This window comes from Paracoccus fistulariae (genome assembly GCF_028553785.1).
Classification (GTDB): domain Bacteria; phylum Pseudomonadota; class Alphaproteobacteria; order Rhodobacterales; family Rhodobacteraceae; genus Paracoccus; species Paracoccus fistulariae.
Genome location: NZ_CP067136.1, coordinates 108,994 through 132,610, shown reverse-complemented (window position 1 = coordinate 132,610; position 23,617 = coordinate 108,994). Strand labels below are relative to the sequence as shown.

Genomic DNA, 23,617 nt, shown 5'->3' with positions numbered 1-23,617 from the left:
ATCAGGCCTCGGCTTCTTCGATCTGGGCGGCGTCGGGTTCAGGCTCGCCCGCCTCGTGATGTTCGGCCAGATAGCGTTCGGCATCCAGCGCGGCCATACAGCCCATGCCTGCACTGGTCACGGCCTGCCGATAGACGTGATCGGTCAGATCGCCCGCCGCGAAGACACCGGGGATCGAGGTCTGCGTCGTGCCCGGCTGCACCTTCACATAGCCGCCATTATGCAGTTCCAGCTGATCCCTGACCAATTCGCTGGCCGGCGCATGACCGATGGCCACAAAGACGCCATCTGCCTTGACCTCCTGGCTGCTGCCATCCTTGGTCGAGCGCAGCACCGCACCGGTCACGCCCAGCGGATCCTCGGCCCCGATCACCTCGGTCAGTTCGTGATCCCAGATCACCTCGACCTTGGGGTTCTTGAACAGACGCTGTTGCAGAATCTTTTCCGCGCGCAGACTGTCGCGACGATGCACCAGCACCACCTTCGAGGCGAATTTGGTCAGGAACAGCGCCTCTTCGACTGCGGTATTGCCGCCGCCGATCACCAGCACCTGCCGGTTGCGATAGAAAAATCCGTCGCAGGTCGCGCAGGCACTGACGCCGAAACCCTTGAACTTTTCCTCGGACGGCAGGCCCAGCCAGCGCGCCTGCGCCCCGGTCGCCAGAATCACCGCATCCGCCGTGACCACGCGCCCGCTGTCGCAGGTCGCGACAAAGGGTCGCTGCTGCAGGTTCAGATCGGTCACCGTGTCAAAGACGATCTCGGTCCCCATCTGCCGGGCGTGTTCTTCCATCTTGACCATCAGTTCGGGGCCCTGAATCTCGGTCTCGCCCGGCCAGTTCTCGACCTCGGTGGTGATGGTCAGCTGCCCGCCGGGCTGCGTGCCCTGGATCAGCATCGGTTCCAGCATCGCACGGGCCCCGTAGACGGCGGCGGTATAGCCCGCTGGGCCAGAGCCCACGATCAGAAGTTTCACATGCGTGCGGTCAGTCATCTTGCGTCCCAATCTGTGTTCACACCTTAGGTAATCGCCCCGACCCGCAACTGCAACGTTCCAGAGCCGCAGAAAGAATGTTGCGCAGGCAGGGCGGGCATTGTAGTTTCCGGCAACGATAAGACCCGCGAACAGAAAGAGCAGCATGGCCGGCGCGAAACTGGACGACATCGACCGCAAGATTCTTGCCGAGCTTCAGGCCGATGGGCGGATGACGAATGTCGAACTGGCCCGCCGCGTCGGGATATCGGCCCCGCCCTGCCTGCGCCGCGTCCGCGCCCTTGAGGAGTTGGGCTTCATCCGCGGCTATCACGCCGATGTCGATGCCCGCGAGTTGGGTTTCGAGGTGCAGGTCTTTGCCATGGTACGGCTCGCCTCGCAATCCGAGCGCGACCTTTCGGCCTTCGAGGCCAAGGCGCAGGAATGGCCGCTGGTCCGCGAATGCCACATGCTGAATGGCGAGATCGACTTCATCCTGAAATGCTTCGCCCCGGACCTGTCGACCTTCCAGCGCTTTCTGACCGACGACCTGACCGCCGCGCCGAACGTGGCCAGCGTCAAGACCTCGCTGGTGATCCGCGCCGCCAAGGATGAGCCCAGCGTCCCCTTTGAAATCGTCGAAGAGCGGGTGCGCGAGGCCGGGTAACCAAGCTGACAACCTTACGGGGCAGGTCTAATTTTTCTGGCACGGCCGATTGTCCGCCCTCACAGCGCGGCGAATATCACAGCGCGATGGCCGAGATCAGGCGCCCGTAATCCACCTGCCCCTCATGGGTCGAACGGCGATAGCTGAAGAACCTGTCCGGATCGGAATAGGTGCAATATCCGATCCATTCAGCCTCGACATCCGCGTCGCGCAGCCGCGACAGGCCGAAGGACGGCAGGTCGAACATCGGCCGGCCGTTGGGGCCGCCGCTGAAAAACCGGGCGTAATCGGCGTCTTCGGCGATGAAATCCTCCATGAAATCCTCGCCGACCTCATAGGCGCGCTGGCTGATCGTGGGGCCGATCACGGCGACGATCCGGGTTGCGCCCTGTTCGCGCATCTTCTGCACCGTCGCCTCGATCACGCCGCTGATCGCGCCGCGCCAGCCCGCATGGCAGGCACCGATCACCCCGGCCCCGGGATCGGCCAGCAGGATCGGCTGGCAATCCGCCGTCAGCACGGCAATGGCCACATCGCGGCGGGTGGTGACCAGCCCGTCCGCCTCGATATCGCAGATCACGGCGATATCGTCGCCCTCGGCCAGGGTCACCACATCGGGCGAATGCACCTGTTTCACCGTCGCCAGATTTTCGACCGGGACGCCCATCGCGGTGGCGACGCGCGCACGATTGACCTGCACCATGTCGCGCTGATCGGTCGAGCGGCGGCCGCAATTCAGCCCGGAGAACAGGCCCGAGGACGCCCCGCCCTTGCGCGTGAAAAACCCGTGTTTCACGTCGTCCAGAAGCGGATGGGTCAATATCTCAAGCGTCGTCTGCATGCAGCCTCAGCGGATCGAAACCGGGCACCGGCGGCGCCCCTTCCGGCCAAATGGCCAGTGTTTTGAATAGCTGACCCATTTCCTGTCCGTCGGTCAAGCGGCGAAGTGCCGCGGGCGCGCCCCGATCACCTGCCTGAAGCAGTTTTTGCGCGCGCTGCGCCGCGCCAAGGGCCAACAGCCACGGCCCCTGCATGCCCATCCGCGACGACATTGCGCCCGACCGGATCGCCGCAGCCGCCAGCGGTGCGAAATCGACATGGGCGGTCAGATCGGCCTGACCGGGATGGGCCAGCGGATCCTCGGCCCGGTGATTGCGCAGCGCCTGAAATGTGTCGCCATAGCCGTTCCAGCCGCCGTAATCGATCACGATTGCCGCGCCGCCATGCCGGGCGATGCGCCCTGCAATCGCTGCGATGATGGCGGGGGCGGCGGGGCAATCCTCGACCACATCACCGATCTTGCCGGGGCGCGGCAGATCGACAGTCGGACCCAGCCCGAATTGCAGCCCATCCGGACCAAGACCCACCATGCGCTCGGCCCAGCCCTGATCGCCCCGCTGATATTGCCGGACCGGCAGGGCATCGAAAAATTCATTCGCGATCAGGAACAGCGGCTGCTGTGGCAGATCGGCGGCATGATCCAGATGGGTCACGTCGCCCAGCCTGTCGCGCTGGACCTGCCGCAGATGCGGGGACGCTTCGATCAGCACCAGCTGCGCGGCATCGGCCATGCCCGGCACGCGGGCGATCACGCGCAGCATATCGGCCATCAGCGTGCCCCGGCCCGGCCCGATCTCGGCCAGGGTAAAGGGTGCGGGGCTGCCCTGATCCATCCAGGCCTGCGCCAGCGCCAGCCCGCAGATCTCACCAAAGATCTGCGAGATTTCGGGCGCGGTGGTGAAATCGCCCGCCCTGCCAAAGGGATCGCGCGTGCTGTAATAGCCATGCTGCGGATGCAGCAGGCAGATCTGCATGTAATCGGCCAGCGAGATCGGACCGGTGGCGCGGATACGCCCGGCGATGATCTGGGCCAGCGGGGTCATGCGGCGGCGGCGATCACGGGGCGACGAAGGGCACGGGCGATGAAAAACAGCCCCAGCATGACCATCGGCAGGGACAGCACCTGCCCCATCGTCAGGCCGATCACCGGCCCGCCGATCACATGGCCCAGCGGATTACCCGGAGTGATGAATTGCGCATCGGCCACGCGGAACAGTTCCACAAAGATCCGGGCCAGACCGTAACCGGCCAGAAAGATCCCGAAGCTGAGACCCGGACGACGCAACCCGCCCGCCCGCATGACCAGAAACAGGATCAGCCCCAGCAGCAGACCTTCCAGCCCGGCCTCGTAAAGCTGGCTGGGATGGCGGGCGCAGAGACCCTGAACGCCGGGGCAATCCTGCGCGGCGGCACCGGGAAAGATCACCCCCCACGGCAGATCGGTCGGACGGCCCCACAGTTCGGCATTGATGAAATTCGCGATCCGGCCAAAGAACAGCCCGATCGGTGCCACGACCGCCATCGCATCCGCCAGACGCAGCGGCGCAATGCCCCGCGCGCGGCAGAACAACCAGGTCGCCAGAATGACACCGGCAAAACCGCCGTGAAAGCTCATCCCGCCGTTCCAGACCTGCAGGATCTCGGCCGGGTTGGCCAGGTAATAGGCGGGCTCATAGAACAGCACGAAGCCCAGCCGACCGCCCAGGATCACCCCGACGATCACCCATGTCAGCAGGTCATCGACCTCTTCGGGCTTCATCGGCGCCGCATCGCCCCAGATCGCGGGCCTGCGCATCATCCAGATCAGGATGCGCCAGCCGATGATCAGACCGGCCAGATAGGCCAGCGCATACCAGCGCAGCGACAGGCTGAGCCCGCCCAGATTGATGGTAAAGATCTCGGGGCTGATATCGGGAAAGGGGATCATGCGACCTCGGGGTTCAATTCGCCGCGCACGCTAGTCACGCAGAGGGCGGTGTCAACATTGAACCCGGGGGCGAAGCCGCCCATATAGGGGCCAACGCAAAGTCAGAAGGCCATGATACATGACCACACAGAACAAGTTCTTTGACGATCTGTCCAAGATGATGACCAATGCCATGGGTGTGGCCCAGGGCGCCAAGACCGAGGCCGAGACCGCCTTTAACAGCTGGATCGACCGCTGGCTGGCCGAGCGCGATTTCGTCACCCGCGAGGAATTCGAGGCTGTGCGCGAAATGGCGATCAAGGCCCGCACCGAAAATGCCGAATTGAAGGCCCGTCTGGACACGCTTGAGGCCGGTCGTCAGGGCTGAACCCTGTCGCGCAGCTTGCCCGCGCGGTCATAGAGCAGCACCTCGCCCGCATCGGTCACGACGACGATCCAGTCGCGGGCGAAGGTCACGGCCTGTGCCTGCGCCCCTTCGGGCAGCGTGATATTCAGCGGCAAGTCGGGCAGAACAGGCTGACTGAAACGCAGCCATAACAGGGCCACAAGGGCGATCATGCCCAGCCCCATGACCAACGCCAGCCCGGTCACAAGCGTTTTCAGCAAACGCAGTTCGGGCACGTCTTTCGCCACCTGTTTCCAGTCGCTATCATCCTGCGCCATGTCGAACCTTATTGTCACCATCCCGGCCAATCCGCCTGACCGGCTTGATAAGGCGCTTGCCCTTGCAGTGCCAGAGAAAGCCGCCCTGTCACGGTCGCGCCTGTCGAAAATGATTGCCGAGGGCGCGATCAGCGGCCCCGATGGCGTGGTGCGCGATGGCAAGGCCCGCGTGGCCGAGGGGCAGGAATACCGCATCACCCTGTCACCCCCCGAAGAGACAGAGACCCGGCCCGAGGCGATTCCGCTGGATGTGGTCTATGAAGATGCTGACCTGATTGTGATCGACAAACCGGCGGGGATGGTCGTGCACCCGGCCCCCGGCAGCCCCAATGGCACGCTGGTCAATGCGCTTCTGGCCCATTGCGGCGACTCGCTGTCGGGAATCGGGGGCGAAAAGCGGCCCGGTATCGTGCACCGGATCGACAAGGATACCTCTGGCCTGCTGGTGGCGGCGAAATCCGACCGCGCCCATCACGGTCTGGCCGCGCAATTCGAGGCGCATAGCGCCACCCGCCGCTATCTGGCGCTGGCGCATGGGGTGATCGACGCCGCCGATCCGCGTCTGCGCGGCACGCCCGGCATCAGTTTCGAAGAAGGCGGCGTCCTGAAAATCACGTCGCGGCTGGCCCGCCATGCCACCGACCGGCAGAAACAGGCGGTCTATTTCGACAAGGGCCGCCATGCGGTGACGCGGGCGCGGCTGCTGGAACAGTTCGGCACGCCGCCCTCGGCCATGCTGGTCGAATGCCGTCTGGAAACCGGGCGCACGCATCAGATCCGCGTGCATATGGCCCATGCCGGTCTGGGGCTGATCGGCGATCCGGTCTATGGCGGGGCGCGGCGCGCCTCGGCCAAGGCGCTTGGTCCGGCAGCAGCGGCAGCGGCGATGGGCTTTCCGCGTCAGGCGCTGCATGCCGCGCATCTGGGCTTTCAGCATCCCGTCAGCGGCGCGGCGCTGCAGTTCGACAGCCCCCTGCCCGGCGATATGCAGGCCCTGCTGGACGCGTTGCGGGATCAGGGCTGACCATATCGCCCTACGCCCTATCAGCGAAACAGCAGTACCGGGATCTTGACCGAGCGGATCATCGCCGTGGTGGTCGATCCGATGATCAGGCTGCGGATGCGGCTGTGGCCATAGGCGCCCATCACCAGAAGGTCGAAACCTTCCTCGGCCACGATCTTTTCCAGCACCTGTTCAGGCTCGCCCGAGGCGATGCGCGGGGAGGCGGTGACATTCGCCTCTTTCAGCCGTGCGACAGCCTCTTCGGCGGTGGCCCAGGCCTCGGCCTCATCGGGGCCGACGCACAGCACGCGCACATCCAGATCGCCAAAGACCGGGCTGGTCGCCATGCGCTGGATGGCGGCCTTGGCGCTGGCGCTGCCGTCATAGGCGATCAGCACCTTGGCGATCGGGCGATATTCCCGCGAGGCCACAAAGACCGGCACCTTTGACGACCGCACGATCCGTTCCAGATTCGACCCCAGATGCCCCGAGGCGAAATCCGCCCCCTCGCCCCGCTTGCCGATGGTGATGGCCCGGATATCGCCCTCCAGCTCTCGCACGGCATCCAGCAGATCGCCGTTGCGCAGCCGCGTGCTGACCTGTTCCACCCCGTCGGCCTGCAGGATCGCCTTGGCATCCTCCAGGATCGCATAGCCCTTTTCGCGGGCCAGCTTGGCATGCTGTTCGTCCAGCTGTGACAGTTCCTGCAACAGGGCGGTCCGGGCCCCAAGCCGCAGCGAGCCGGAAAGATCGGTCGAACCCGCGCCTTCCCGGCGGCCCAGAACATGCATCGCCTCGACCCCAGTGTTCAGCTTTCTGGCGATCCAGGCCGTGTAATGGCACAGGCTTTCGGAATAGACCGAACCGTCCAGCAATGTCAGAATCTTGTCCATAGGTCTTTCTCCTCAGTGGCCCAGCAGCTTGTCCATGGCGCCCGGCTTGTCATGGATGGCCAGTTTATCGACCAGCGTTTCGGTCGCCTCATTCATGCCGACGACCTGAACCTCGGCCCCTTCGCGGCGGAATTTCAGGATCACCATATCCAGCGCCTGAACAGAGCTGATATCCCAGATATGCGCCCCGCTGACATCGATGATGACACGGTCCAGCGCCTCGCGGAAGTCAAAGGCATTGCTGAAATCCTCGACCGAGCCATAGAAAAGCTGCCCTTCCAGCACATAGGTCCGCTGCCGCCCGTCATCGGACAGGGTCGAGGACATGCGGAACAGCTGGGCGATCTTGCCCGCGAAGAAAATGCCAGACAGCAGGACGCCCACCAGCACGCCGATGGCCAGATTATGGGTGTAAACCACGGTCACCACCGTCGCGATCATGACGATCGAGGATGAGCGCGGATGCGTCCGCAGCGAGGTGATCGAGGACCAGGAAAAGGTGCCGATCGAGACCATGATCATGATCGCCACCAGCGCGGGCATCGGGATCCGGGCCACGAAATCGCCCAGGCCCACCACCAGGATCAGCAGCACCACACCGGCGGTAAAGGCCGACAGGCGACCGCGCCCCCCGGATTTCACATTGATGATCGACTGGCCGATCATGGCACAGCCCGCCATGCCGCCGATAAAGCCGGTCACGGTATTGGCGATGCCCTGCCCGACGCATTCCTGATCGCGATCCGATTTCGTATCGGTCAGGTCATCGACGATATTCTGCGTCATCAGGCTTTCCAGCAGACCGACCACGGCAATCGCCGCCGAATAGGGCAGGATGATCTGCAGCGTGGTCAGGTTCAGCGGCACATCCGGGATCAGAAAGACCGGCAGCGTATCGGGCAGCTCGCCCAGATCGCCGACGGTGCGGACATCCCAGCCCATCGCCAGCACCAGCGCCGTCAGCACCATGATGGCCACCAGCGGCGACGGCACGGCGGTCGTGATGCGCGGGAACAGATAGATGATCGCCAGACCCGCCGCCACCAGCAGATAGGTCAGCCAGCTGACGCCGGGATTGCCCGGGATCAGTTCCGGCAGTTGCGCCATGAAGATCAGGATCGCCAGCGCATTGACGAAGCCCGTCATCACCGAACGCGAGACAAAGCGCATGAACCGCCCCAGCCTCAGCAGCCCGGCAAGGATCTGCAGAAGCCCCGCCAGCACCGTCGCCGCCAGCAGGTATTCCAGCCCGTAATCCTTGACCAGCGTGATCATCAGCACCGCCGTGGCCGCCGTCGCGGCCGAGATCATGCCCGGTCGGCCGCCGGTAAAGGCGATCAGAACCGCAATCGAGAATGAGGCATAAAGCCCGATCTTGGGGTCCACCCCCGCGATGATGCTGAAAGAGATGGCTTCGGGGATCAGCGCCAGTGCGACGACGATCCCGGCAAGCACATCGCCGCGAATATTACCGAACCATTGCTGACGGTATTCAGAAAAAGAGATCATATGAGCAGTCCAATACCCGGCCTCGGATTGTCTTTCGCAAGACGGTCCGGCAGTGCAGTTTGGGCCTATAATTAACAGGTTGTCCGGCGGATCAGCGGCCGGAAGAGCCACCCGGGCTTTCACCGGGTCCTTACGCTAACATGTCGCATAAACGTGATTGCCCCCGAATTTCAAGCATTCCCGCCGGTTTTTTCCCATCTGACCGGCCAGCCGCCACTGCCGTGGCTCCGATGCTTGACAAAAACGTGATGGACACCCACCTTAATCTTCCCGAAATTCCAGACAGAACAGCTTACGGCTTTTGCCGTCCCATTCCCGGGATATGCCGCCGTTTACACGGAACCGCGAAAGCGTGTCAGGCGTTTCCCGAACTCTGCGAAAGGCCGAATTACATGGCAAATTATGGCAATCTTCCCGCCCCCAGTCCAGAACAGGGTCTGAACCGCTATCTGCAGGAGATCCGCAAGTTCCCCCTGCTGGAGCCGGAACAGGAATACATGCTGGCCAAGGCCTGGGTCGATCACGAGGATTCAGAGGCCGCCCATCAGTTGGTCACCAGCCACCTGCGCCTGGCTGCCAAGATCGCCATGGGCTATCGCGGCTATGGCCTGCCCCAGGCCGAGGTGATTTCCGAAGCCAATGTCGGGCTGATGCAGGCGGTCAAGCGGTTCGACCCTGAAAAGGGCTTCCGTCTGGCCACCTATGCGATGTGGTGGATTCGCGCCTCGATCCAGGAATATATCCTGCGGTCCTGGTCTCTGGTCAAAATGGGGACGACCAGCGCTCAGAAAAAGCTGTTTTTCAACCTGCGCAAGGCCAAGAATCGCATCGGCGCGCTGGAAGACGGCGATCTTCGCCCCGAAAACGTCGCCCAGATCGCCAATGATCTGAACGTGACCGAACAAGAGGTCATCGACATGAACCGGCGGATGTCGGGCGGCGATGCCTCGCTGAATGCGCAGGTCGGGGCGGGCGATGGCGAATCCACGGCGCAGTGGCAGGACTGGCTGGAAGATGAGGATGCCAATCAGGCCGAAGCCTATGCCGAAACCGAAGAGCTGGATACCCGCCGCCAGATGCTGATTCAGGCGATGGATGTGCTGAACGACCGCGAAAAGGACATCCTGATGGAACGCCGCCTGCGCGACGATCCGATGACGCTTGAGGATCTGTCCGAACGCTACGAGGTCTCGCGCGAGCGGATCCGCCAGATCGAGGTGCGCGCCTTCGAAAAGCTGCAGGAGCGGATGCGCAACCTTGCCCGCGACAAGGGGATGCGGATCCCCGAAGACGCCTGATCCCGCCCGTTCCACCTGTCGCAGCCGGTCCGATCCGACCGGCTGCGATTGACCTGCCCCGGCGTGGCGCTATGGTTCGTCTGAAGCACAGGCAGACCGGATAAGATGACCACCGCGCTGACGGAATTTCAAAGACTGGAAGCGCAGGGCATGTGGCGCGAAACGCCGCAGTCGGTGGCGCGAGAGGTCATCGTCTCGTTCGGCGATGCCACGCTGATTCTGTCCGATCCAAAGACCGAAACCCCGCTGTCGCATTGGTCCCTGCCCGCGGTCACGCGACTGAACCCCGGCAAGCTGCCCGCCCTCTATGCGCCCGCCGATGACAGCAGCGACGAAACGCTGGAGGTCGAGGACACGCTGATGATCCGGGCGATCGAGCGGGTGCATCACGCCATCGAATCCCGCCGCAACCGCCCCGGCAGCCTGCGCGGCGGGCTGGTGGTCTTTGCGGTGCTGGCGGTGATGGCGGCGCTGGTCTTCTGGCTGCCCGATGCGGTCATCCGCCACGCCGCCCATATCGCGCCGCCCGCGCAGGCCCGAAAGATCGGGCAAGAGATCCTGACCGATCTGGAAAGCACCGTCGGCGCCGTCTGCAAACGCGAATCGGGCATGGCCGTGCTGGACTGGCTGGCCCCGCGCCTGATCGGCGAGGGGGCCGAGATCCGCGTCCTGCCCGGCCCGATCAGCGGCGCGCGCCGACTGCCCGGCGATCTTTACGTGCTGGGCAGCGATCTGCTGAAAACTGCCCCCGGCCCCGAAACCGCTGCCGCCCATCTGGTCGCCGCCCGGCTGGGCGCGAATGACGATGATCTGCGGCTGCAGGCGCTGCATTATGCGGGTTTCCGTCCGGTGCTGCGGCTGCTGACCCTTGGCGGGCTGTCGCAAGGGGCAATGGCGGGCTATGGTCAGGAATTGCTGCGCCAGCCGCCGCCGCGCCCCGATGATGGTCAGCTTCTGGCGGCGCTTGGCACGCGTGGCCTGCCCTCGGAACCCTATGCGCGGTCGCTGGATCCGACCGGGCAATCGGTGATCGGGCTGATCGAGGGCAATCCCTATCCCAACGGCCCCGCCAAGCCGCTGCTGACCGGCGATCAGTGGCGCGCTTTGCAACAGATCTGCGCCGGATGAGGGGGGTACCATGGACGATCTGACCAATCACAGCGCCGCCGATCTGTCCCGCGCCATCGCGGATGGGCGCCTGACATCCCAGGCGGTGATGACCGCCTTTCTTGACCGGATCGAGGCGCTGAACCCGCAGCTGAATGCCATTGTCAGCCTGCGCCCCCGCGACGATTTGCTGGCCGAGGCCCGCGCCGCCGACAGGGCGCCGCGCCAGGGCTGGCTTCACGGGCTGCCGGTCGCGGTCAAGGATCTGGCGGCGGTCAGGGGCCTGCGCACTACATGGGGATCGCCGCTGTTTGCCGATCACATCCCGGTCAGCGATGATATCGTCGTGGCACGGATGCGCGCGGCGGGGGCGATCTTCATCGGCAAGACCAATACGCCCGAATGGGGCCTTGGCTCGCACAGTTTCAACGAGGTCTTTGGCGCGACCCGCAACCCCTATGATCCGGGCCGCACGGCGGGCGGATCGTCAGGCGGGGCGGCGGCGGCGCTGGCGGCGCGGATGGTGCCGGTGGCCGATGGCTCGGACATGATGGGCAGCCTGCGCAACCCGGCGGCGTTCTGCAATATCTATGGCTTCCGGCCAAGCTGGGGGCTGGTTCCGGGCGATCCGGTAGGCGACAGTTTCATGGCCACCCTGGCCACCCTTGGCCCGATGGGGCGCAGCCCCGGCGATATCGCCCATCTGCTGTCGGTTATGGCCGGGCCGGACCCTGCCCTGCCCTTTGACCGCGCGGCGCAGGATTATCCCGCCGCGTTGCGCGACCCGCTTGCGCCCACCCGGATCGGCTGGCTGGCCGATTGGGACGGCGCCTACCCCTGCGAAGACGGGATCCTGCCACTTTGCGAAACCGCGCTGGAACAGTTTGAAGAGCTTGGCTGCCAGATCGTGCCCCTGCCCGCGCCATTTCCGGCCGAGAAGCTGTGGCAATCCTGGCTGACCTTGCGCGCCTTCCTGAATGCCGGGGGCAAGCGCGCGCTCTATGACGATCCGGCGAAACGCGCGCTGCTGAAACCCGAAGCCGTTTGGGAGATTGAGCAGGGCCTGACGCTGAGCGCGGAACAGGTTTACGAGGCCAGCGCCATCCGCAGCGCGTGGTATCGGCGTCTGGCAAAGCTGTTTCAGCAGGTTGACGTGATCGCCCTGCCAACCGCGCAATTCTGGCCCTTCCCCATCGAATGGCGCTGGCCCGACCGGATCGCGGGCGAACCCGCCGACACCTATCACCGCTGGATGGAGATCGTCGTCCCGGTCAGCCTTGCCGGGCTGCCCTGCCTGTCGGTGCCGGTGGGCTTTGGCGATCAGGGCTTGCCCATGGGGATGCAACTGGCCGGACCTGTCGGCGCGGATGCGGCCATCCTGCGCTTGGGCCATGCCTGGCACCAGATGACCAACTGGCCCGACCGACAGCCGCCCTATCCCTGACGGCGGAAGGTCACGTAATGGGGCACGCGCCCCTCGCGCAGCGCCTTTTGTTCATAGCGGGTGCTGATCCAGTCATCCCAGGCCTGATCCGTATCCGCGATCAGGTCGAACCCGGCCAGCGGCACCTCTTCCCGCGTCTGGCGGATGTAATCGGGAATATCGCTGGCGACGCGGAAAATCCCGCCCGGCCGCATCACGCGGGCCAGCGGCAACAGATGTTCGGGCGTGACAAAGCGGCGGCGGTGGTGGCGCGCCTTGGGCCAGGGATCGGGATACATCAGAAAGGCGCGCGCGATGCTGGCATCGGGCAGCACATCCATCAGATCGCGCGCATCGCCCGGATGCACGCTGACATTCTCGACCCCCGCCGCCCGGATCTTGCCCAACAGCATGGCGACGCCATTGATAAAGGGCTCGCAGCCGATGATGCCGATCTCGGGATAGGTCGCGGCCATATGCACCATATGCTCGCCACCGCCGAAACCCACCTCCAGCCAGACCGGACGATCATCGCCAAAGATCGCCGCCGGGTCGATCGGCCGACGATCCGGATTTTCCTCGATGGTGATGTTGCGGGGACGCAGATCGCCCAGATCCTCGGACAGATAGCCCTTCTGGCTTTGCCGCAGCGTCTTGCCGTGGCGGCGGCCATAGAAATTCCGCCGGGGCGGGTTCGGATCGAAGGGGGATTTGGATTCGTCACTCATGGCGGCGGGATGTGCACCGGGGCACGGTCGCGGTCAAGGGCAAAGGGGCGCCGCAACGGGCGCCCCAATCGTTCAGTCGGCCATCAGGCGGCTGATGATGACCGTCACTTCGGGCTTCTTGCCGATCTCTTCCATCGCGACCTGACGGGTGATCTTGCGGATCGCCTCGTCCATCTTGGCATCGTCGCGGACGACGCGGGCATCGGCGCCGTCCAGAAACTCGGCCAGCTCGCCCTCGATATGCTGGGCCAGATCATCGCCCCCGCGGGTACGATCGGCCAGACCGCTGAGTTCGACCCAGGCATCGGGCAGGACATTGTCATCCTCATCCACGATCACGCTGACCATGGCCTGACCGTTCAGCGCCATGCGGATCCGGTCGCGGACGATCCCGTCCATCGCCCCGATCAGCACCGAGCCATCCAGATAGATCCGCCCGGTTTCGACATGATCGACGACCTTGGGCGCATTGCCGGTCAGATCGACCATCATCCCATCCGTCGCAATGACCGAGGGCGTGCCGCGATCCTGCGCCAGCTTCATATGCGCGCGCAGATGCATGTGTTCGCCATGCATCGGCACCACCATGCCGGGCTTCAGCAGATCGTGGATCGCCTCGATATCCGGGCGGTTGGCATGGCCCGAGACGTGGAACACGCCGTCATCGGCATCAAAGACATTCACGCCCAATTCGCTGAGCGCATTCATGATCCGGATGACCGAGCGCTCATTGCCCGGAATCGTGCGGGAACTGAACAGGAAGCTGTCACCCTCTTTCAGCGACAGACCCAGATAGCGCCCGCGCGACAGTTGCGCGCTGGCCGCCCGGCGTTCGCCCTGCGATCCGGTCACGATCAGCATGACCTGATCGCGCGGCAGGCCCGCGGCCTCTTCCGGGCCGATGGTCTCGGGAAAATCGGTCAGGATGCCGGTGTCGAACCCGACCGAGACCATGCGCCGCATCGCGCGGCCCAACAGGCAGACCTTGCGCCCCGAGGCCCGCGCCGCATCCGCCAGCGTCTTCAGCCGGGCGATATTGCTGGCAAAGGTGGTGGCGACCACCATGTTCTTCTGCGCCATGACCCATTCCAGGATCGGCTGCGCCAGCGTCGCTTCGGACCGGCCGGGATGGGGTGAGAAGACATTGGTGGAATCGCAGGTCAGCACCTTGATCCCGTCACCTTCCTGCGCGATGTCGCGCCACATCATCGGGTCAAAGGCATCGCCCACGACCGGGGTGCCGTCCAGCTTGAAATCGCCCGTATGCACGATGCGCCCGGCAGGCGTGTCGATGGTCAGCGCCGAGCTTTCGGGGATCGAATGGCTGATCGGGACGAATTGCACCTTGAAGGGGCCAAGCTGCGTCGCTTCGGGACGCGGACCGACGATCCGGACCATGTCGGGCGACAGGCCCTGATCCTCCAGCTTCAGCCGACACAGCGTGCCGGTGAACTTGCGGGCATAGATCGGCACATCCAGCCGCGCCGACAGATGGCCAAGCGCGCCCAGATGATCCTCGTGCCCGTGGGTGATGAAAATTCCTTCCAGCCGGTCGCGGTTCTGTTCCAGCCAGGCCATTTCCGGCATGATCAGGTCGATGCCCGGCGTGCTGTCCATATCGCCAAAGGTCACGCCCAGATCGACAAGGATCAGACGCTCCTTGCCCGGGGCGCCATAGCCATAGACATAGGCATTCATGCCGATTTCGCCCGCGCCGCCCAGCGGCAGATAGATCAGGCGGTCAGCCATTGCCCATCTCCTTGTTGTAATCGTGTATCAATCTTAATCCATGTACCGTCAGATCGTCTTCGATCGCATCGAACAGGTCAAATCCCTGGTCGAACAGTGGCGCCAGCCCGCCGGTGCCGATGACCTTGACCGGGTGATCGCGCTCTTGCTTGATGCGCCTGGTGATCCCCTCGATCAGGCCGATATAGCCCCAGTAGATGCCCGATTGGATGCAGGCAACCGTATTCGTGCCGATCACCCGTTCGGGCATGGTCACATCGACATGGGGCAGCGCGGCGGCCGCCATGTGCAGCGCCTCCAGCGACAGGTTGACGCCGGGGGCGATCACCCCGCCGACATAGGCGCCATCGGCATCGACCACGTCGAAATTCGTGGCAGTGCCGAAATCCACCACGACGCTGTGCCCGCCATGCCGGTCAAAGGCCGCCACGGCATTGGCCAGACGGTCCGGCCCGACCTTGGTGCCCGGATCGACGCGGGGTTCCACCGGCAGCAGGCATTCAGGCTTGCCCACGACCAGCGGGCGGATATCGAAATAACGGTTGCACAGCACGCGCAGGTTGAACACCACGCGCGGGGCGGTGGCGCTGATGATGCAGGCATTGATGTCCAGATCGAACCTGCGCACTGCGATCAGCGTGGACAGCCAGACGAAATATTCATCCGCCGTGCGCCGGTGATCGGTCGAGATCCGCCAATGTGCCAGGAATTTCTCGCCATCCCAGATCGAGAACACCGTATTGGTATTGCCGGTATCGATGCAGAGCAGCATGAGATCAGCCCCCGCTGAAATAGATGTCGGCCGCCGGGATCGCCTGTTTGCCGCGTGGCGTCGCCAGGATCAGGGCGCCGGATTCGTCGATGCCCTCGAAAACGCCGGTCACCTCGACCTTGCCGGTCCGGGCAGTGATGGTTTCGCCCAGCCTGGCCGCGCGGGCCAGCCATGCCTGCCGGATCGGCGCGAAACCATAGGTCTGCAACTGCCGCTGCCACTGATCGAAGGCCACGGCCAGCGCGTCCAGAAACTCCTCGGGCGTGATGGTCAGCCCGGTTTCGCCCTTCAGGCTGACCGGGCGCAGGGCCGTCGCCTCGACCTGCGCGGCCTCGGGGGCACCGGCCAGATTGACGCCGATGCCGATCACAAGGGTCGAGACCTGCCCCCCCGCACCCGCGCTTTCCAGCAGGATGCCCGACAGCTTGCCGCCATTCAGCAGCACGTCATTGGGCCATTTCAGCGCCACGTTCAGATGCGGCCCGCACAGGTGGATCAGCGCCTCGTGCAGCGCAAGCGCCGCCACGAAGGACAGCTTGGCCGCCTCTGCCGCGCCGCCTGCCGGGCGCAGCACCAGCGAGGCCGCGAAATTGCCGGGCGGATCGGCCCAGGCGCGGCCACGGCGACCGCGACCGGCCTCTTGCCGATGCGCCAGGATCCAGGCCGGGCCGCTTAAATGCGGCGCAAGGCGCATTGCCTCGGCATTGGTGCTGTCGACGCGGTCCAGAATGTGACGCGCGACCCCGTCGGGCCAGGTGGCGGGGGCCGCTTCGCTCACGGGTTGGCCGTGGCGTCACCCGAGGCGGCCGAGACCGTCACCGGCTCTCCCACCAGCTTCTCGGCGGCGGTGGCGGCAGCCTCGTCCAGACCGAACATGCCGAAGGCGCCCAGCAGCAGGATGGCGGCCGCCGCCATCAGGGCGACGAATTGCACCGGGCTCATGCGGCTTTCCACGCCTTCGGATTCCGCGCCGAAGAACATGTAATAGACGATCCGCAGGTAATAGAAGGCGCCGATGACCGAGGCGATCACGCCCGCCACCGCCAGCCATGTCATCCCTGCCCCGACAGCCGCCGACAGCACGCCCAGCTTGGCAAAGAAGCCCAGGAAGGGCGGCACGCCCGCAAGGCTGAACATCAGGAACAGCATGGCGGTGGCCTTCAGCGGCTCGGCACTGGCAAGGCGGTTCAGGCTATCCAGATCCGAGACCGGCTGGCCGTCACGTTCCATCGACAGGATGAAGGCAAAGGTGCCGATGCCCATGATCGCATAGATCACCATATACATCAGCATCGCCTGCACGCCATCGGCATCGCCCGCAGCCAGACCGACCAGCGCAAACCCCATGTGAGAGATCGAAGAATAGGCCATCAGCCGCTTGATATTGCGCTGACCGATACCGGCGATTGCGCCGACGAACATCGACATGACGGCCAGGGCGGCGGCGATCTGCGTCCAGTCCCCGGTGACATTGCCGAAGGCGTCGAACATCAGCCGCGCCAGCAGCGCCATGGCCGCGACCTTGGGCGCGGTGGCAAAGAAGGCCGTCACCGGCGTGGAAGAGCCCTCATAGACGTCGGGTGTCCACATGTGGAAGGGCACGGCCGAGATCTTGAAGGCCAGACCGACCATCAGGAAAACCAGACCAAAGAGGAGCCCGATGGGCAGTTGATCCGCCGTCACGGCGGCAATGATCCCCGCAAAGCTGGTCGTGCCCGAGAAGCCATAGACCAGCGAGGCGCCATAAAGCAGCATCCCCGAGCTCAGCGCGCCCAGCACGAAATATTTCAGGCCCGCTTCCGAGGATTTGACGCTGTTGCGGCGCATCGCGGCGACGACATAAAGCGACAGCGATTGCAGCTCCAGCCCCATATACAGCGACAGCAGATCCCCGGCCGAGACCATGACCATCATCCCGGTCGAGGCCAGCGCGATCAGGATCGGATATTCAAAGCGCAGCAGCCCGTGGCGGTGCATGTAATCCGCACTCATCGCCAGAACCGTGGCTGCGGACAGAAGCACCGTGATCTTGGCAAAACGGGCAAAGCCATCGTCGATGAACATGCCATAGAAGCCGACGCCCTCGGCCCGGTCCCCATAGCCGATATAGAAGGCCGCCAGCAGCAGCGCTGCCACCGTCGCCCAAAGCACCGGTTTGGCGATCTTGTCCTTGCCCAGATAGGCCCCGGCCATCAGCGCCGCCAGCGCAAAGATCGCCAGCAAGAGCTCGGGCAGGATTGTCGAGAAATCAAGCGCGGTCATCTTGCTACCTCAGTGGCTTGCTTCTGCCGCGGCTGCGGGTTCGGCGACGGCCAGACCGTCGGCCGGCGCATGCGGCAGGGCATCATTGTAATTGACCAGCAACGCCTCGACGGCGGGGCCGGTGATGTCAAGCGCCAGGCGCGGATAGACGCCCAGCAAAAGGGTCATGGCGATCAGCGGCGCAAAGATCCAGCGTTCCCGCGGGGTCATGTCGGTGATCGTCTTCAGGCTTTCCTTGATCAGCGATCCCAGCGTGACGCGGCGATAAAGCCACAGCGCATAGGCCGCCGACAGGATCACCCCGGTCGCCGCAACGGTCGCGACCCAGCTGTTGACCTTGAACGTGCCCAGCAGCGTCAGGAATTCACCCACGAAGCCCGAGGTGCCCGGCAGGCCGACATTGGCCATGGTGAAGAACATGAAGACCAGCGCATAGACCGGCATCCGGTTCACCAGACCGCCATAGGCGTCGATCTCGCGGGTATGCATGCGGTCATAGATCACGCCGACGCAAAGGAACAGCGCGCCCGAGATGAAGCCATGCGACAGCATCTGGAAGATCGCGCCATCCAGGCCCTGCTGATTGGCCGCAAAGATGCCCATGGTGACATAGCCCATATGCGCGACCGAGGAATAAGCGATCAGCTTCTTCATATCGGTCTGCGCCAGCGCCACCAGCGAGGTGTAGACGATGGCGATGGCCGACAGCCAGAAGACGAAGGGCTGCAGCAGATCGCTGGCAACCGGGAACATCGGCAGGCTGAAGCGCAGGAAGCCATAGCCGCCCATCTTCAGCAGCACGGCGGCCAGCACGACCGAACCGGCGGTGGGCGCCTGCACGTGGGCATCGGGCAACCAGGTATGGACCGGCCACATCGGCATCTTCACCGCGAAGCTGGCAAAGAAGGCCAGGAACAGCAGGGTCTGAACCCCGCCGATCACGCTGAAACCCAGCACCTGCATCGTGGTGGACGGGAAGTCGAAGTCCAGCAGCACCGCGATATCGGTCGTTCCGGCCATCCAGTACATCGACACCATCGCGACCAGCATCAGAACCGAGCCGAGGAAGGTGTAGAGGAAGAACTTGAAGGCCGCATAGATGCGGTTCTGCCCGCCCCAGATGCCGATGATCAGGAACATCGGGATCAGACCGGCCTCGAAGAACAGGTAGAACAGGATCAGATCCAGCGCCGTGAAGACGCCGATCATCAGCCCCTCCAGCACCAGAAAGGCGATCATGTATTCCTTGACGCGGGTATCGACCTGCCAGGCCGACAGGATGACCAGCGGCATCAGGAAGGTGGTCAGCATCACGAACAGGACCGAGATCCCGTCCACGCCCATCTTGTATTGCAGCCCCATGATCCAGTCATGCTGCTCGACGAACTGGAAGCCGGTATCGGCAGGCTCGAACCCGATCAGCACGAAAAGCGAGATCAGGAAGGTCGCGGTCGTGGCGATCAGCGCCAGCCATTTGGCATTCTGCTGCGACGCCTCGTCATTGCCGCGCAGGAACAGGGCAAGGATGGCCGCCGCTACGATCGGCAGAAAGGTAATGATCGAAAGTAGGTTCGTCATATCAGTGCGTTCCCCGCGTCATCACCCAGATCAGCAAGCCCACGACGCCCAGAACCATGGCAAAGGCATAGTGGAACAGATAGCCCGACTGCAACCGGCCCGCGAAACGGGTCAGGCGCGGGATAAGCCCCATGGCGATGCCGTTGATGGTGCCGTCGATGATCTTTCCGTCGCCGATCAGCCACAGCTTGCGGCCCAGCCAAAGCGTCGGACGGACGATGAGGAAATTGTAGATTTCGTCGAAATACCACTTGTTCAGCAGGAAGCGGTACAGAACCGGCTGCTGCGCCGCCAGTCTGGCAGGAGCGGTCGGATAGCGGATATACATCAGCCAGGCCAGCGCCAGCCCGCCAAGCATCGCGAAGAAGGGCGACAGCTTGACCCATTTCGGGGCGTAATGCGCCTTGTCCATGACCTCGTTATAGGGGGCCATGTAGATCGCACCGCCAAGCGCCTCGGGCGTCTGCGACGGATCGACCATGACCACGCCATCGACGATCCCGGCTTCGGCAGAACCGTCTTCGCCCTCGGCGGCTTCTTCGGACGCTGCGTCGGTGGTGCCATGCCCTGCCGCGGCGGTCGCTTCGCCCTCGCCCGCCTCGGCGGAAACCGCAGCCTCGCCATGGCCGATGCCAAAGAATTCCAGCACGCGGTCATGGCTGCCGAAGAAGGGCTGATACCAGATCATCCCGGCAAAGATCGCGCCCGCGGCCAGAACGCCCAGCGGAATGGTCATCACCGGCGGCGATTCATGGGCATGCTCATGCGCATGCTGATCGCCGCGCGGCTTGCCCCAGAAGGTCATGAACATCAGGCGCCAGCTGTAGAAGCTGGTCATGGCGGCCGCGACGACCAGCATCCAGAAGGCATAATTATTGGCCGCCCAGGCGCTTTCGATCACGGCATCTTTCGACAGGAAGCCCGCGAAGCCGATATAGGTCAGCGGAATGCCGACCCCGGTGATCGCCAGCGTGCCGATCAGCATGGCCATGAAGGTCAGCGGGATCTTTTTGCGCAGCCCGCCATAGTTCCGCATGTCCTGTTCGTGATGCATCGCATGGATCACCGAACCGGCGCCCAGGAACAGCATCGCCTTGAAGAAGGCATGGGTGAACAGATGGAACATGGCGACCGAATAGACACCCACACCGGCAGCCACGAACATATAGCCCAGCTGCGAACAGGTCGAATAGGCGATAACGCGCTTGATGTCGTTCTGCACCAGCCCCACGGTCGCGGCAAAGAAAGCCGTGGTCGCGCCGATGATGGTCACGAACATCTTGGCTTCGGGCGCGAATTCGAACAGCGGCGACATGCGGCAGACCAGGAAGACACCGGCGGTCACCATGGTCGCGGCGTGGATCAGCGCCGAGACCGGGGTCGGGCCTTCCATCGCGTCGGGCAACCAGGTGTGCAGGAACAGCTGCGCGGATTTGCCCATCGCGCCGATGAACAGCAGGAAAGCCAGCAGGTTCGTCGCGCTCCAATCCGCCCAGAGGAAATGCATCTGCGTCTGCGCCAGTTCGGGGATCTGTGCAAAGACCTCGTCGAACTGGATCGAGCCGGTCATCCAGAACAGACCGAACATGCCCAGCAGGAAGCCGAAATCGCCAACGCGGTTGACGATGAACGCCTTCATCGCGGCAGCATTGGCGCTTGGCTTGCGGTAATAGAAGCCGATCAGCAGATAGGAGGCGACGCCGACCCCTTCCCAGCCAAAGAACATCTGCAGCAGGTTATCGGCGGTCACCAGCATCAGCATGGCGAAGGTGAAGAAGGACAGATAGGCGAAGAAGCGGGCCTTGTAATGCTCGCCATGTTCCCAGTTCTCGTCATGGGCCATGTAGCCCATCGAATACATGTGAACCAGCGCCGAAACGGTGGTGACCACGATCAGCATGATCGCCGTCAGCCGGTCCAGGCGGATCGCCCAGTTGGTCTGCAGATCGCCCGAAACGACCCAGTCCAGCACCGGGATCTGCTGCGTCACGCCGTCAAAGGACAGGAACACGATCCAGCTGAAGGCGGCGCAGGCGAAAAGGATACCCGTCGTCAGCAGCTGTGCCGCCCGCTCTCCGATCATGCGCCAGCCGAAGCCCGCGATCAGCGCGCCCAGAAGCGGGGCAAAGAGGATGAATTGCACCATGTTCGCTTACCCCTTCATCACATTGACATCTTCGACCGCGATCGTGCCGCGGTTGCGGAAGAACACCACCAGGATCGCCAGACCGATGGCGGCCTCGGCGGCGGCGACGGTCAGGATGAACATGGTAAAGACCTGTCCGGCCAGATCGCCCAGATGGGTCGAGAAGGCCACGAAGTTGATATTCACCGCCAGCAGCATCAGTTCGATCGACATCAGGATGACGATGACGTTCTTTCGGTTCACGAAGATACCGAACACCCCGGCGACGAAGAGGATCGCCCCCACGACAAGATAATGTGTCAGACCTATCATCGTTTCTGTCCCTCCGGGCGGTTTACCCGTTGAAATATTCCTTCGCCGCAGATGCCCCGTCGGGCATCCGCATCTTACAGGCCCTGGCCCGGCTTCACGTCGCGCAGTTCCATCGCCTTGGCCGGATCGCGATGCATCTGCGCCAGCACGTCCTGGCGCTTAATGTCGCGGCGGTGGCGCATGGTCAGGGTGATCGCGCCGATCATGGCCACCAGCAGGATCAGACCGGCCAGCTGGAACGGCAGCAGATAGCGGTCATACAGCACCGTGCCGATCATATTGGTATTCTGCACCTCGCCGGTGATCGGGGCGATGCGCTGCAATTCCGCCAGATCCGAGCTTTGCCAGGCGCCAAAGCCGATCGCCAGCTGCGCCAGAAGCACGATGGCGATCAGGCCGCCCAGCGGCAGATAGCGCGCAAATTCGCTTCTCAGCTCAGCGAAATCGACATCCAGCATCATCACCACGAACAGGAACAGCACGGCGACCGCGCCGACATAGACGACGACCAGCAGCATGGCGACGAATTCCGCACCCTGCAGGACGAACAGCCCCGCCGCGGACAGGAAAGCCAGGATCAGCCACAGAACCGAGTGAACCGGGTTCCGCGCCAGCACCACCATGAAGCCCGCGACGCAGGCCGAGACGGCGAAAAGATAGAAGGCAAAGGTCATCATTCCGACTGTTCCCCTTGTTCCTGTTCGTTAAAGACGCCCTGCGCGATTTCCAGCGCCTTCTGCATCGCGGGAAGGCCGCCGAACATGCCCATCTGATAAATCACCTCGGCAATTTCACGCGGCGTTGCCCCGGCCTCGATGGCGTGGCGGATGGTCATGCGCATCTGCGGCTCGGCATGGGCGCCCTGCACCGTCATTGCGGCAATCGTCACCAGAAGCCGGGTCTTGGCATCCAGCCCGTCGCGGTTGAAGGTGCGCCCGAACCACATTTCCAGCATGTCGGCCGGCATGGTCGGAAACATCTTTTCAAGCGATTTGGTGTCGATGCTTTCCAACGCGGGATTGAAGGCACGCGCCATCTCCTGCCCGGATTGCAGCATCTGCTGGAACAGCTTCTGGAACGGATCGTTACTCATCTGTAGGGCGCATCAATGGCTAGGTTACGGGCGATTTCGGATTCCCAGCGAGCGCCGTTATCCAGCAGCTTCGCCTTGTCATAGAACAGCTCTTCCCGCGTTTCGGTGGCGAATTCGAAATTCGGCCCCTCGACAATCGCATCCACCGGGCAGGCTTCCTGACAGAAACCGCAATAGATGCATTTCGTCATGTCGATGTCATAGCGGGTGGTCCGGCGGCTGCCATCCTCGCGCGGCTCGGCGTCGATGGTGATCGCCTGGGCGGGGCAGATCGCCTCGCACAGCTTGCAGGCGATGCAGCGTTCCTCGCCATTGGGATAGCGGCGCAGCGCATGCTCGCCCCGGAAACGCGGCGACAGCGGGCCTTTTTCATGCGGATAGTTCACCGTCGCCTTCGGTCCCAGGAAATACTTGATCCCCAGACCGAAGCCCTTGATGAAATCCACCATCAGAAAATACTTGGTTGCGCGGGCGATATCAAAAGCCATCAGAAATGCTCTCCACGACGGGGGGCGGCAAAACGGTCGAAGGCGGCCACGATCTGTCGCACGAAGGCGCTGTCCTTGGCATGTTCGCCATTGTCCAGATTATTGGCCAGGAAATGCGCCAGTTCGGCCTTGTCGGTTTCCGACGCGCTGGCCAGAACCTCGGCGATCTTGTTCGAATATGCCATC

At 63.7% G+C, this 23,617-nt stretch carries 25 protein-coding genes and 1 other annotated feature; of the genes, 6 read left to right on the top strand and 19 right to left on the bottom strand.

Annotated features, from left to right (window positions below):
• Position 1 precedes the first annotated feature (1 nt).
• Positions 2–994, bottom strand: coding sequence for a thioredoxin-disulfide reductase (gene trxB / locus JHX87_RS00700; protein WP_271884397.1), 993 nt, complete (start codon positions 992–994; stop codon positions 2–4).
• Between the two features lie 145 nt (positions 995–1,139).
• Between trxB and JHX87_RS00695 the strand changes: the two genes are divergently transcribed.
• A complete protein-coding gene (locus JHX87_RS00695; RefSeq protein ID WP_271884396.1) occupies positions 1,140–1,640 on the top strand; it encodes an Lrp/AsnC family transcriptional regulator in 501 nt (166 codons plus the stop codon).
• A 76-nt stretch (positions 1,641–1,716) separates the two neighbouring features.
• Here JHX87_RS00695 and pgeF read toward each other — a convergent pair whose 3' ends face one another.
• The 3 genes from pgeF to lgt are packed head-to-tail and all read right to left on the bottom strand — an operon-like array spanning position 1,717 to position 4,407.
• Complete coding sequence (pgeF, locus tag JHX87_RS00690; RefSeq protein ID WP_271884395.1) at positions 1,717–2,481, bottom strand: peptidoglycan editing factor PgeF; 765 nt, start codon at positions 2,479–2,481, stop codon at positions 1,717–1,719.
• Positions 2,465–3,523, bottom strand: coding sequence for a class I SAM-dependent methyltransferase (locus JHX87_RS00685; RefSeq protein ID WP_271884394.1), 1,059 nt, complete (start codon positions 3,521–3,523; stop codon positions 2,465–2,467). Before JHX87_RS00685 ends, pgeF begins: the two co-directional genes overlap by 17 nt.
• On the bottom strand, positions 3,520–4,407 hold the full coding sequence (gene lgt / locus JHX87_RS00680) for a prolipoprotein diacylglyceryl transferase (RefSeq protein WP_271884393.1): 888 nt from the start codon (positions 4,405–4,407) through the stop codon (positions 3,520–3,522). The genes JHX87_RS00685 and lgt overlap by 4 nt, the downstream gene beginning before the upstream one ends.
• Before the next feature lie 118 nt (positions 4,408–4,525).
• On the opposite strand from lgt, the gene JHX87_RS00675 reads away from it, so the two are divergent.
• Positions 4,526–4,774 (top strand): accessory factor UbiK family protein, encoded by a 249-nt coding sequence (locus JHX87_RS00675; protein WP_271884392.1) that lies wholly within the window; start codon positions 4,526–4,528, stop codon positions 4,772–4,774.
• On the opposite strand, the gene JHX87_RS00670 is transcribed toward JHX87_RS00675, so the two are convergent.
• Entirely contained in the window at positions 4,765–5,070 is a 306-nt protein-coding gene (locus JHX87_RS00670; protein ID WP_271884391.1) for a DUF6476 family protein, read from the bottom strand. The two genes, JHX87_RS00675 and JHX87_RS00670, sit on opposite strands and share 10 nt — an antisense overlap.
• Between JHX87_RS00670 and JHX87_RS00665 the strand changes: the two genes are divergently transcribed.
• Complete coding sequence (locus tag JHX87_RS00665; RefSeq protein WP_271884390.1) at positions 5,069–6,094, top strand: RluA family pseudouridine synthase; 1,026 nt, start codon at positions 5,069–5,071, stop codon at positions 6,092–6,094. The genes JHX87_RS00670 and JHX87_RS00665 overlap by 2 nt on opposite strands.
• A gap of 20 nt (positions 6,095–6,114) precedes the next feature.
• On the opposite strand, the gene JHX87_RS00660 is transcribed toward JHX87_RS00665, so the two are convergent.
• The gene (locus JHX87_RS00660; protein ID WP_271884389.1) at positions 6,115–6,966 is read right to left on the bottom strand and encodes a universal stress protein; all 852 of its coding nucleotides are present in this window, start codon (positions 6,964–6,966) and stop codon (positions 6,115–6,117) included.
• 12 nt (positions 6,967–6,978) lie between these two features.
• Entirely contained in the window at positions 6,979–8,475 is a 1,497-nt protein-coding gene (locus JHX87_RS00655; protein ID WP_271884388.1) for a SulP family inorganic anion transporter, read from the bottom strand.
• Between the two features lie 77 nt (positions 8,476–8,552).
• Positions 8,553–8,608, bottom strand: a sequence feature (sul1 is cis-regulatory element that is thought to sense ions involved in sulfur or methionine metabolism; They are found in Alphaproteobacteria).
• Between the two features lie 259 nt (positions 8,609–8,867).
• Between JHX87_RS00655 and rpoH the strand changes: the two genes are divergently transcribed.
• The 3 genes from rpoH (at position 8,868) to JHX87_RS00640 (ending at position 12,324) form a co-directional block, all read left to right on the top strand.
• Complete coding sequence (rpoH, locus tag JHX87_RS00650; protein WP_271884387.1) at positions 8,868–9,773, top strand: RNA polymerase sigma factor RpoH; 906 nt, start codon at positions 8,868–8,870, stop codon at positions 9,771–9,773.
• A gap of 105 nt (positions 9,774–9,878) precedes the next feature.
• Positions 9,879–10,901, top strand: a complete 1,023-nt coding sequence (locus JHX87_RS00645; protein WP_271884386.1) for a hypothetical protein — start codon at positions 9,879–9,881, stop codon at positions 10,899–10,901.
• Between the two features lie 10 nt (positions 10,902–10,911).
• The gene (locus JHX87_RS00640; protein WP_271884385.1) at positions 10,912–12,324 is read left to right on the top strand and encodes an amidase; all 1,413 of its coding nucleotides are present in this window, start codon (positions 10,912–10,914) and stop codon (positions 12,322–12,324) included.
• Here the strand turns inward: JHX87_RS00640 and trmB are convergent.
• The 12 genes from trmB to JHX87_RS00580 all read right to left on the bottom strand — a co-directional run bounded on the left by trmB (position 12,315) and on the right by JHX87_RS00580 (position 23,616).
• On the bottom strand, positions 12,315–13,031 hold the full coding sequence (gene trmB, locus JHX87_RS00635) for a tRNA (guanine(46)-N(7))-methyltransferase TrmB (RefSeq protein ID WP_271884384.1): 717 nt from the start codon (positions 13,029–13,031) through the stop codon (positions 12,315–12,317). The two genes, JHX87_RS00640 and trmB, sit on opposite strands and share 10 nt — an antisense overlap.
• A 72-nt stretch (positions 13,032–13,103) precedes the next feature.
• The gene (locus JHX87_RS00630) at positions 13,104–14,780 is read right to left on the bottom strand and encodes a ribonuclease J (RefSeq protein ID WP_271884383.1); all 1,677 of its coding nucleotides are present in this window, start codon (positions 14,778–14,780) and stop codon (positions 13,104–13,106) included.
• Positions 14,773–15,552: a type III pantothenate kinase gene (locus tag JHX87_RS00625; protein WP_271884382.1), complete on the bottom strand. Its 780-nt coding sequence runs from the start codon at positions 15,550–15,552 to the stop codon at positions 14,773–14,775. The genes JHX87_RS00630 and JHX87_RS00625 overlap by 8 nt, the downstream gene beginning before the upstream one ends.
• 4 nt (positions 15,553–15,556) lie before the next feature.
• Positions 15,557–16,246: a biotin--[acetyl-CoA-carboxylase] ligase gene (locus tag JHX87_RS00620; protein ID WP_419182193.1), complete on the bottom strand. Its 690-nt coding sequence runs from the start codon at positions 16,244–16,246 to the stop codon at positions 15,557–15,559.
• A gap of 80 nt (positions 16,247–16,326) precedes the next feature.
• A complete protein-coding gene (gene nuoN, locus JHX87_RS00615) occupies positions 16,327–17,814 on the bottom strand; it encodes an NADH-quinone oxidoreductase subunit NuoN (protein WP_271884380.1) in 1,488 nt (495 codons plus the stop codon).
• A 9-nt stretch (positions 17,815–17,823) separates the two neighbouring features.
• Complete coding sequence (locus tag JHX87_RS00610) at positions 17,824–19,392, bottom strand: NADH-quinone oxidoreductase subunit M (protein WP_271884379.1); 1,569 nt, start codon at positions 19,390–19,392, stop codon at positions 17,824–17,826.
• 1 nt (position 19,393) lies between these two features.
• Entirely contained in the window at positions 19,394–21,538 is a 2,145-nt protein-coding gene (gene nuoL, locus JHX87_RS00605) for an NADH-quinone oxidoreductase subunit L (protein ID WP_271884378.1), read from the bottom strand.
• Between the two features lie 6 nt (positions 21,539–21,544).
• On the bottom strand, positions 21,545–21,850 hold the full coding sequence (gene nuoK / locus JHX87_RS00600) for an NADH-quinone oxidoreductase subunit NuoK (RefSeq protein ID WP_187791814.1): 306 nt from the start codon (positions 21,848–21,850) through the stop codon (positions 21,545–21,547).
• A gap of 74 nt (positions 21,851–21,924) precedes the next feature.
• Positions 21,925–22,527, bottom strand: a complete 603-nt coding sequence (locus JHX87_RS00595; RefSeq protein WP_271884377.1) for an NADH-quinone oxidoreductase subunit J — start codon at positions 22,525–22,527, stop codon at positions 21,925–21,927.
• A complete protein-coding gene (locus JHX87_RS00590) occupies positions 22,524–22,943 on the bottom strand; it encodes a carboxymuconolactone decarboxylase family protein (RefSeq protein ID WP_271884376.1) in 420 nt (139 codons plus the stop codon). The genes JHX87_RS00595 and JHX87_RS00590 overlap by 4 nt, the downstream gene beginning before the upstream one ends.
• Positions 22,940–23,431 (bottom strand): NADH-quinone oxidoreductase subunit NuoI, encoded by a 492-nt coding sequence (nuoI, locus tag JHX87_RS00585; RefSeq protein WP_271884375.1) that lies wholly within the window; start codon positions 23,429–23,431, stop codon positions 22,940–22,942. Before nuoI ends, JHX87_RS00590 begins: the two co-directional genes overlap by 4 nt.
• Positions 23,431–23,616, bottom strand: a complete 186-nt coding sequence (locus JHX87_RS00580) for a hypothetical protein (RefSeq protein ID WP_271884374.1) — start codon at positions 23,614–23,616, stop codon at positions 23,431–23,433. Before JHX87_RS00580 ends, nuoI begins: the two co-directional genes overlap by 1 nt.
• Between the last annotated feature and the right edge of the window lies 1 nt (position 23,617).

Excerpts from the sequence above, each read along its gene's own strand:
- trxB (WP_271884397.1), bottom strand. The coding sequence starts at position 994 with ATGACTGACCGCACGCATGTGAAACTTCTGATCGTGGGCTCTGGCCCA.
- JHX87_RS00695 (WP_271884396.1), top strand. The coding sequence starts at position 1,140 with ATGGCCGGCGCGAAACTGGACGACATCGACCGCAAGATTCTTGCCGAG.
- pgeF (WP_271884395.1), bottom strand. The coding sequence starts at position 2,481 with ATGCAGACGACGCTTGAGATATTGACCCATCCGCTTCTGGACGACGTG.
- JHX87_RS00685 (WP_271884394.1), bottom strand. The coding sequence starts at position 3,523 with ATGACCCCGCTGGCCCAGATCATCGCCGGGCGTATCCGCGCCACCGGT.
- lgt (WP_271884393.1), bottom strand. The coding sequence starts at position 4,407 with ATGATCCCCTTTCCCGATATCAGCCCCGAGATCTTTACCATCAATCTG.
- JHX87_RS00675 (WP_271884392.1), top strand. The coding sequence starts at position 4,526 with ATGACCACACAGAACAAGTTCTTTGACGATCTGTCCAAGATGATGACC.
- JHX87_RS00665 (WP_271884390.1), top strand. The coding sequence starts at position 5,069 with ATGTCGAACCTTATTGTCACCATCCCGGCCAATCCGCCTGACCGGCTT.
- JHX87_RS00670 (WP_271884391.1), bottom strand. The coding sequence starts at position 5,070 with ATGGCGCAGGATGATAGCGACTGGAAACAGGTGGCGAAAGACGTGCCC.
- JHX87_RS00660 (WP_271884389.1), bottom strand. The coding sequence starts at position 6,966 with ATGGACAAGATTCTGACATTGCTGGACGGTTCGGTCTATTCCGAAAGC.
- JHX87_RS00655 (WP_271884388.1), bottom strand. The coding sequence starts at position 8,475 with ATGATCTCTTTTTCTGAATACCGTCAGCAATGGTTCGGTAATATTCGC.
- rpoH (WP_271884387.1), top strand. The coding sequence starts at position 8,868 with ATGGCAAATTATGGCAATCTTCCCGCCCCCAGTCCAGAACAGGGTCTG.
- JHX87_RS00645 (WP_271884386.1), top strand. The coding sequence starts at position 9,879 with ATGACCACCGCGCTGACGGAATTTCAAAGACTGGAAGCGCAGGGCATG.
- JHX87_RS00640 (WP_271884385.1), top strand. The coding sequence starts at position 10,912 with ATGGACGATCTGACCAATCACAGCGCCGCCGATCTGTCCCGCGCCATC.
- trmB (WP_271884384.1), bottom strand. The coding sequence starts at position 13,031 with ATGAGTGACGAATCCAAATCCCCCTTCGATCCGAACCCGCCCCGGCGG.
- JHX87_RS00630 (WP_271884383.1), bottom strand. The coding sequence starts at position 14,780 with ATGGCTGACCGCCTGATCTATCTGCCGCTGGGCGGCGCGGGCGAAATC.
- JHX87_RS00625 (WP_271884382.1), bottom strand. The coding sequence starts at position 15,552 with ATGCTGCTCTGCATCGATACCGGCAATACCAATACGGTGTTCTCGATC.
- JHX87_RS00620 (WP_419182193.1), bottom strand. The coding sequence starts at position 16,246 with ATGCGCCTTGCGCCGCATTTAAGCGGCCCGGCCTGGATCCTGGCGCAT.
- nuoN (WP_271884380.1), bottom strand. The coding sequence starts at position 17,814 with ATGACCGCGCTTGATTTCTCGACAATCCTGCCCGAGCTCTTGCTGGCG.
- JHX87_RS00610 (WP_271884379.1), bottom strand. The coding sequence starts at position 19,392 with ATGACGAACCTACTTTCGATCATTACCTTTCTGCCGATCGTAGCGGCG.
- nuoL (WP_271884378.1), bottom strand. The coding sequence starts at position 21,538 with ATGGTGCAATTCATCCTCTTTGCCCCGCTTCTGGGCGCGCTGATCGCG.
- nuoK (WP_187791814.1), bottom strand. The coding sequence starts at position 21,850 with ATGATAGGTCTGACACATTATCTTGTCGTGGGGGCGATCCTCTTCGTC.
- JHX87_RS00595 (WP_271884377.1), bottom strand. The coding sequence starts at position 22,527 with ATGATGACCTTTGCCTTCTATCTTTTCGCCGTCTCGGCCTGCGTCGCG.
- JHX87_RS00590 (WP_271884376.1), bottom strand. The coding sequence starts at position 22,943 with ATGAGTAACGATCCGTTCCAGAAGCTGTTCCAGCAGATGCTGCAATCC.
- nuoI (WP_271884375.1), bottom strand. The coding sequence starts at position 23,431 with ATGGCTTTTGATATCGCCCGCGCAACCAAGTATTTTCTGATGGTGGAT.
- JHX87_RS00580 (WP_271884374.1), bottom strand. The coding sequence starts at position 23,616 with ATGGCATATTCGAACAAGATCGCCGAGGTTCTGGCCAGCGCGTCGGAA.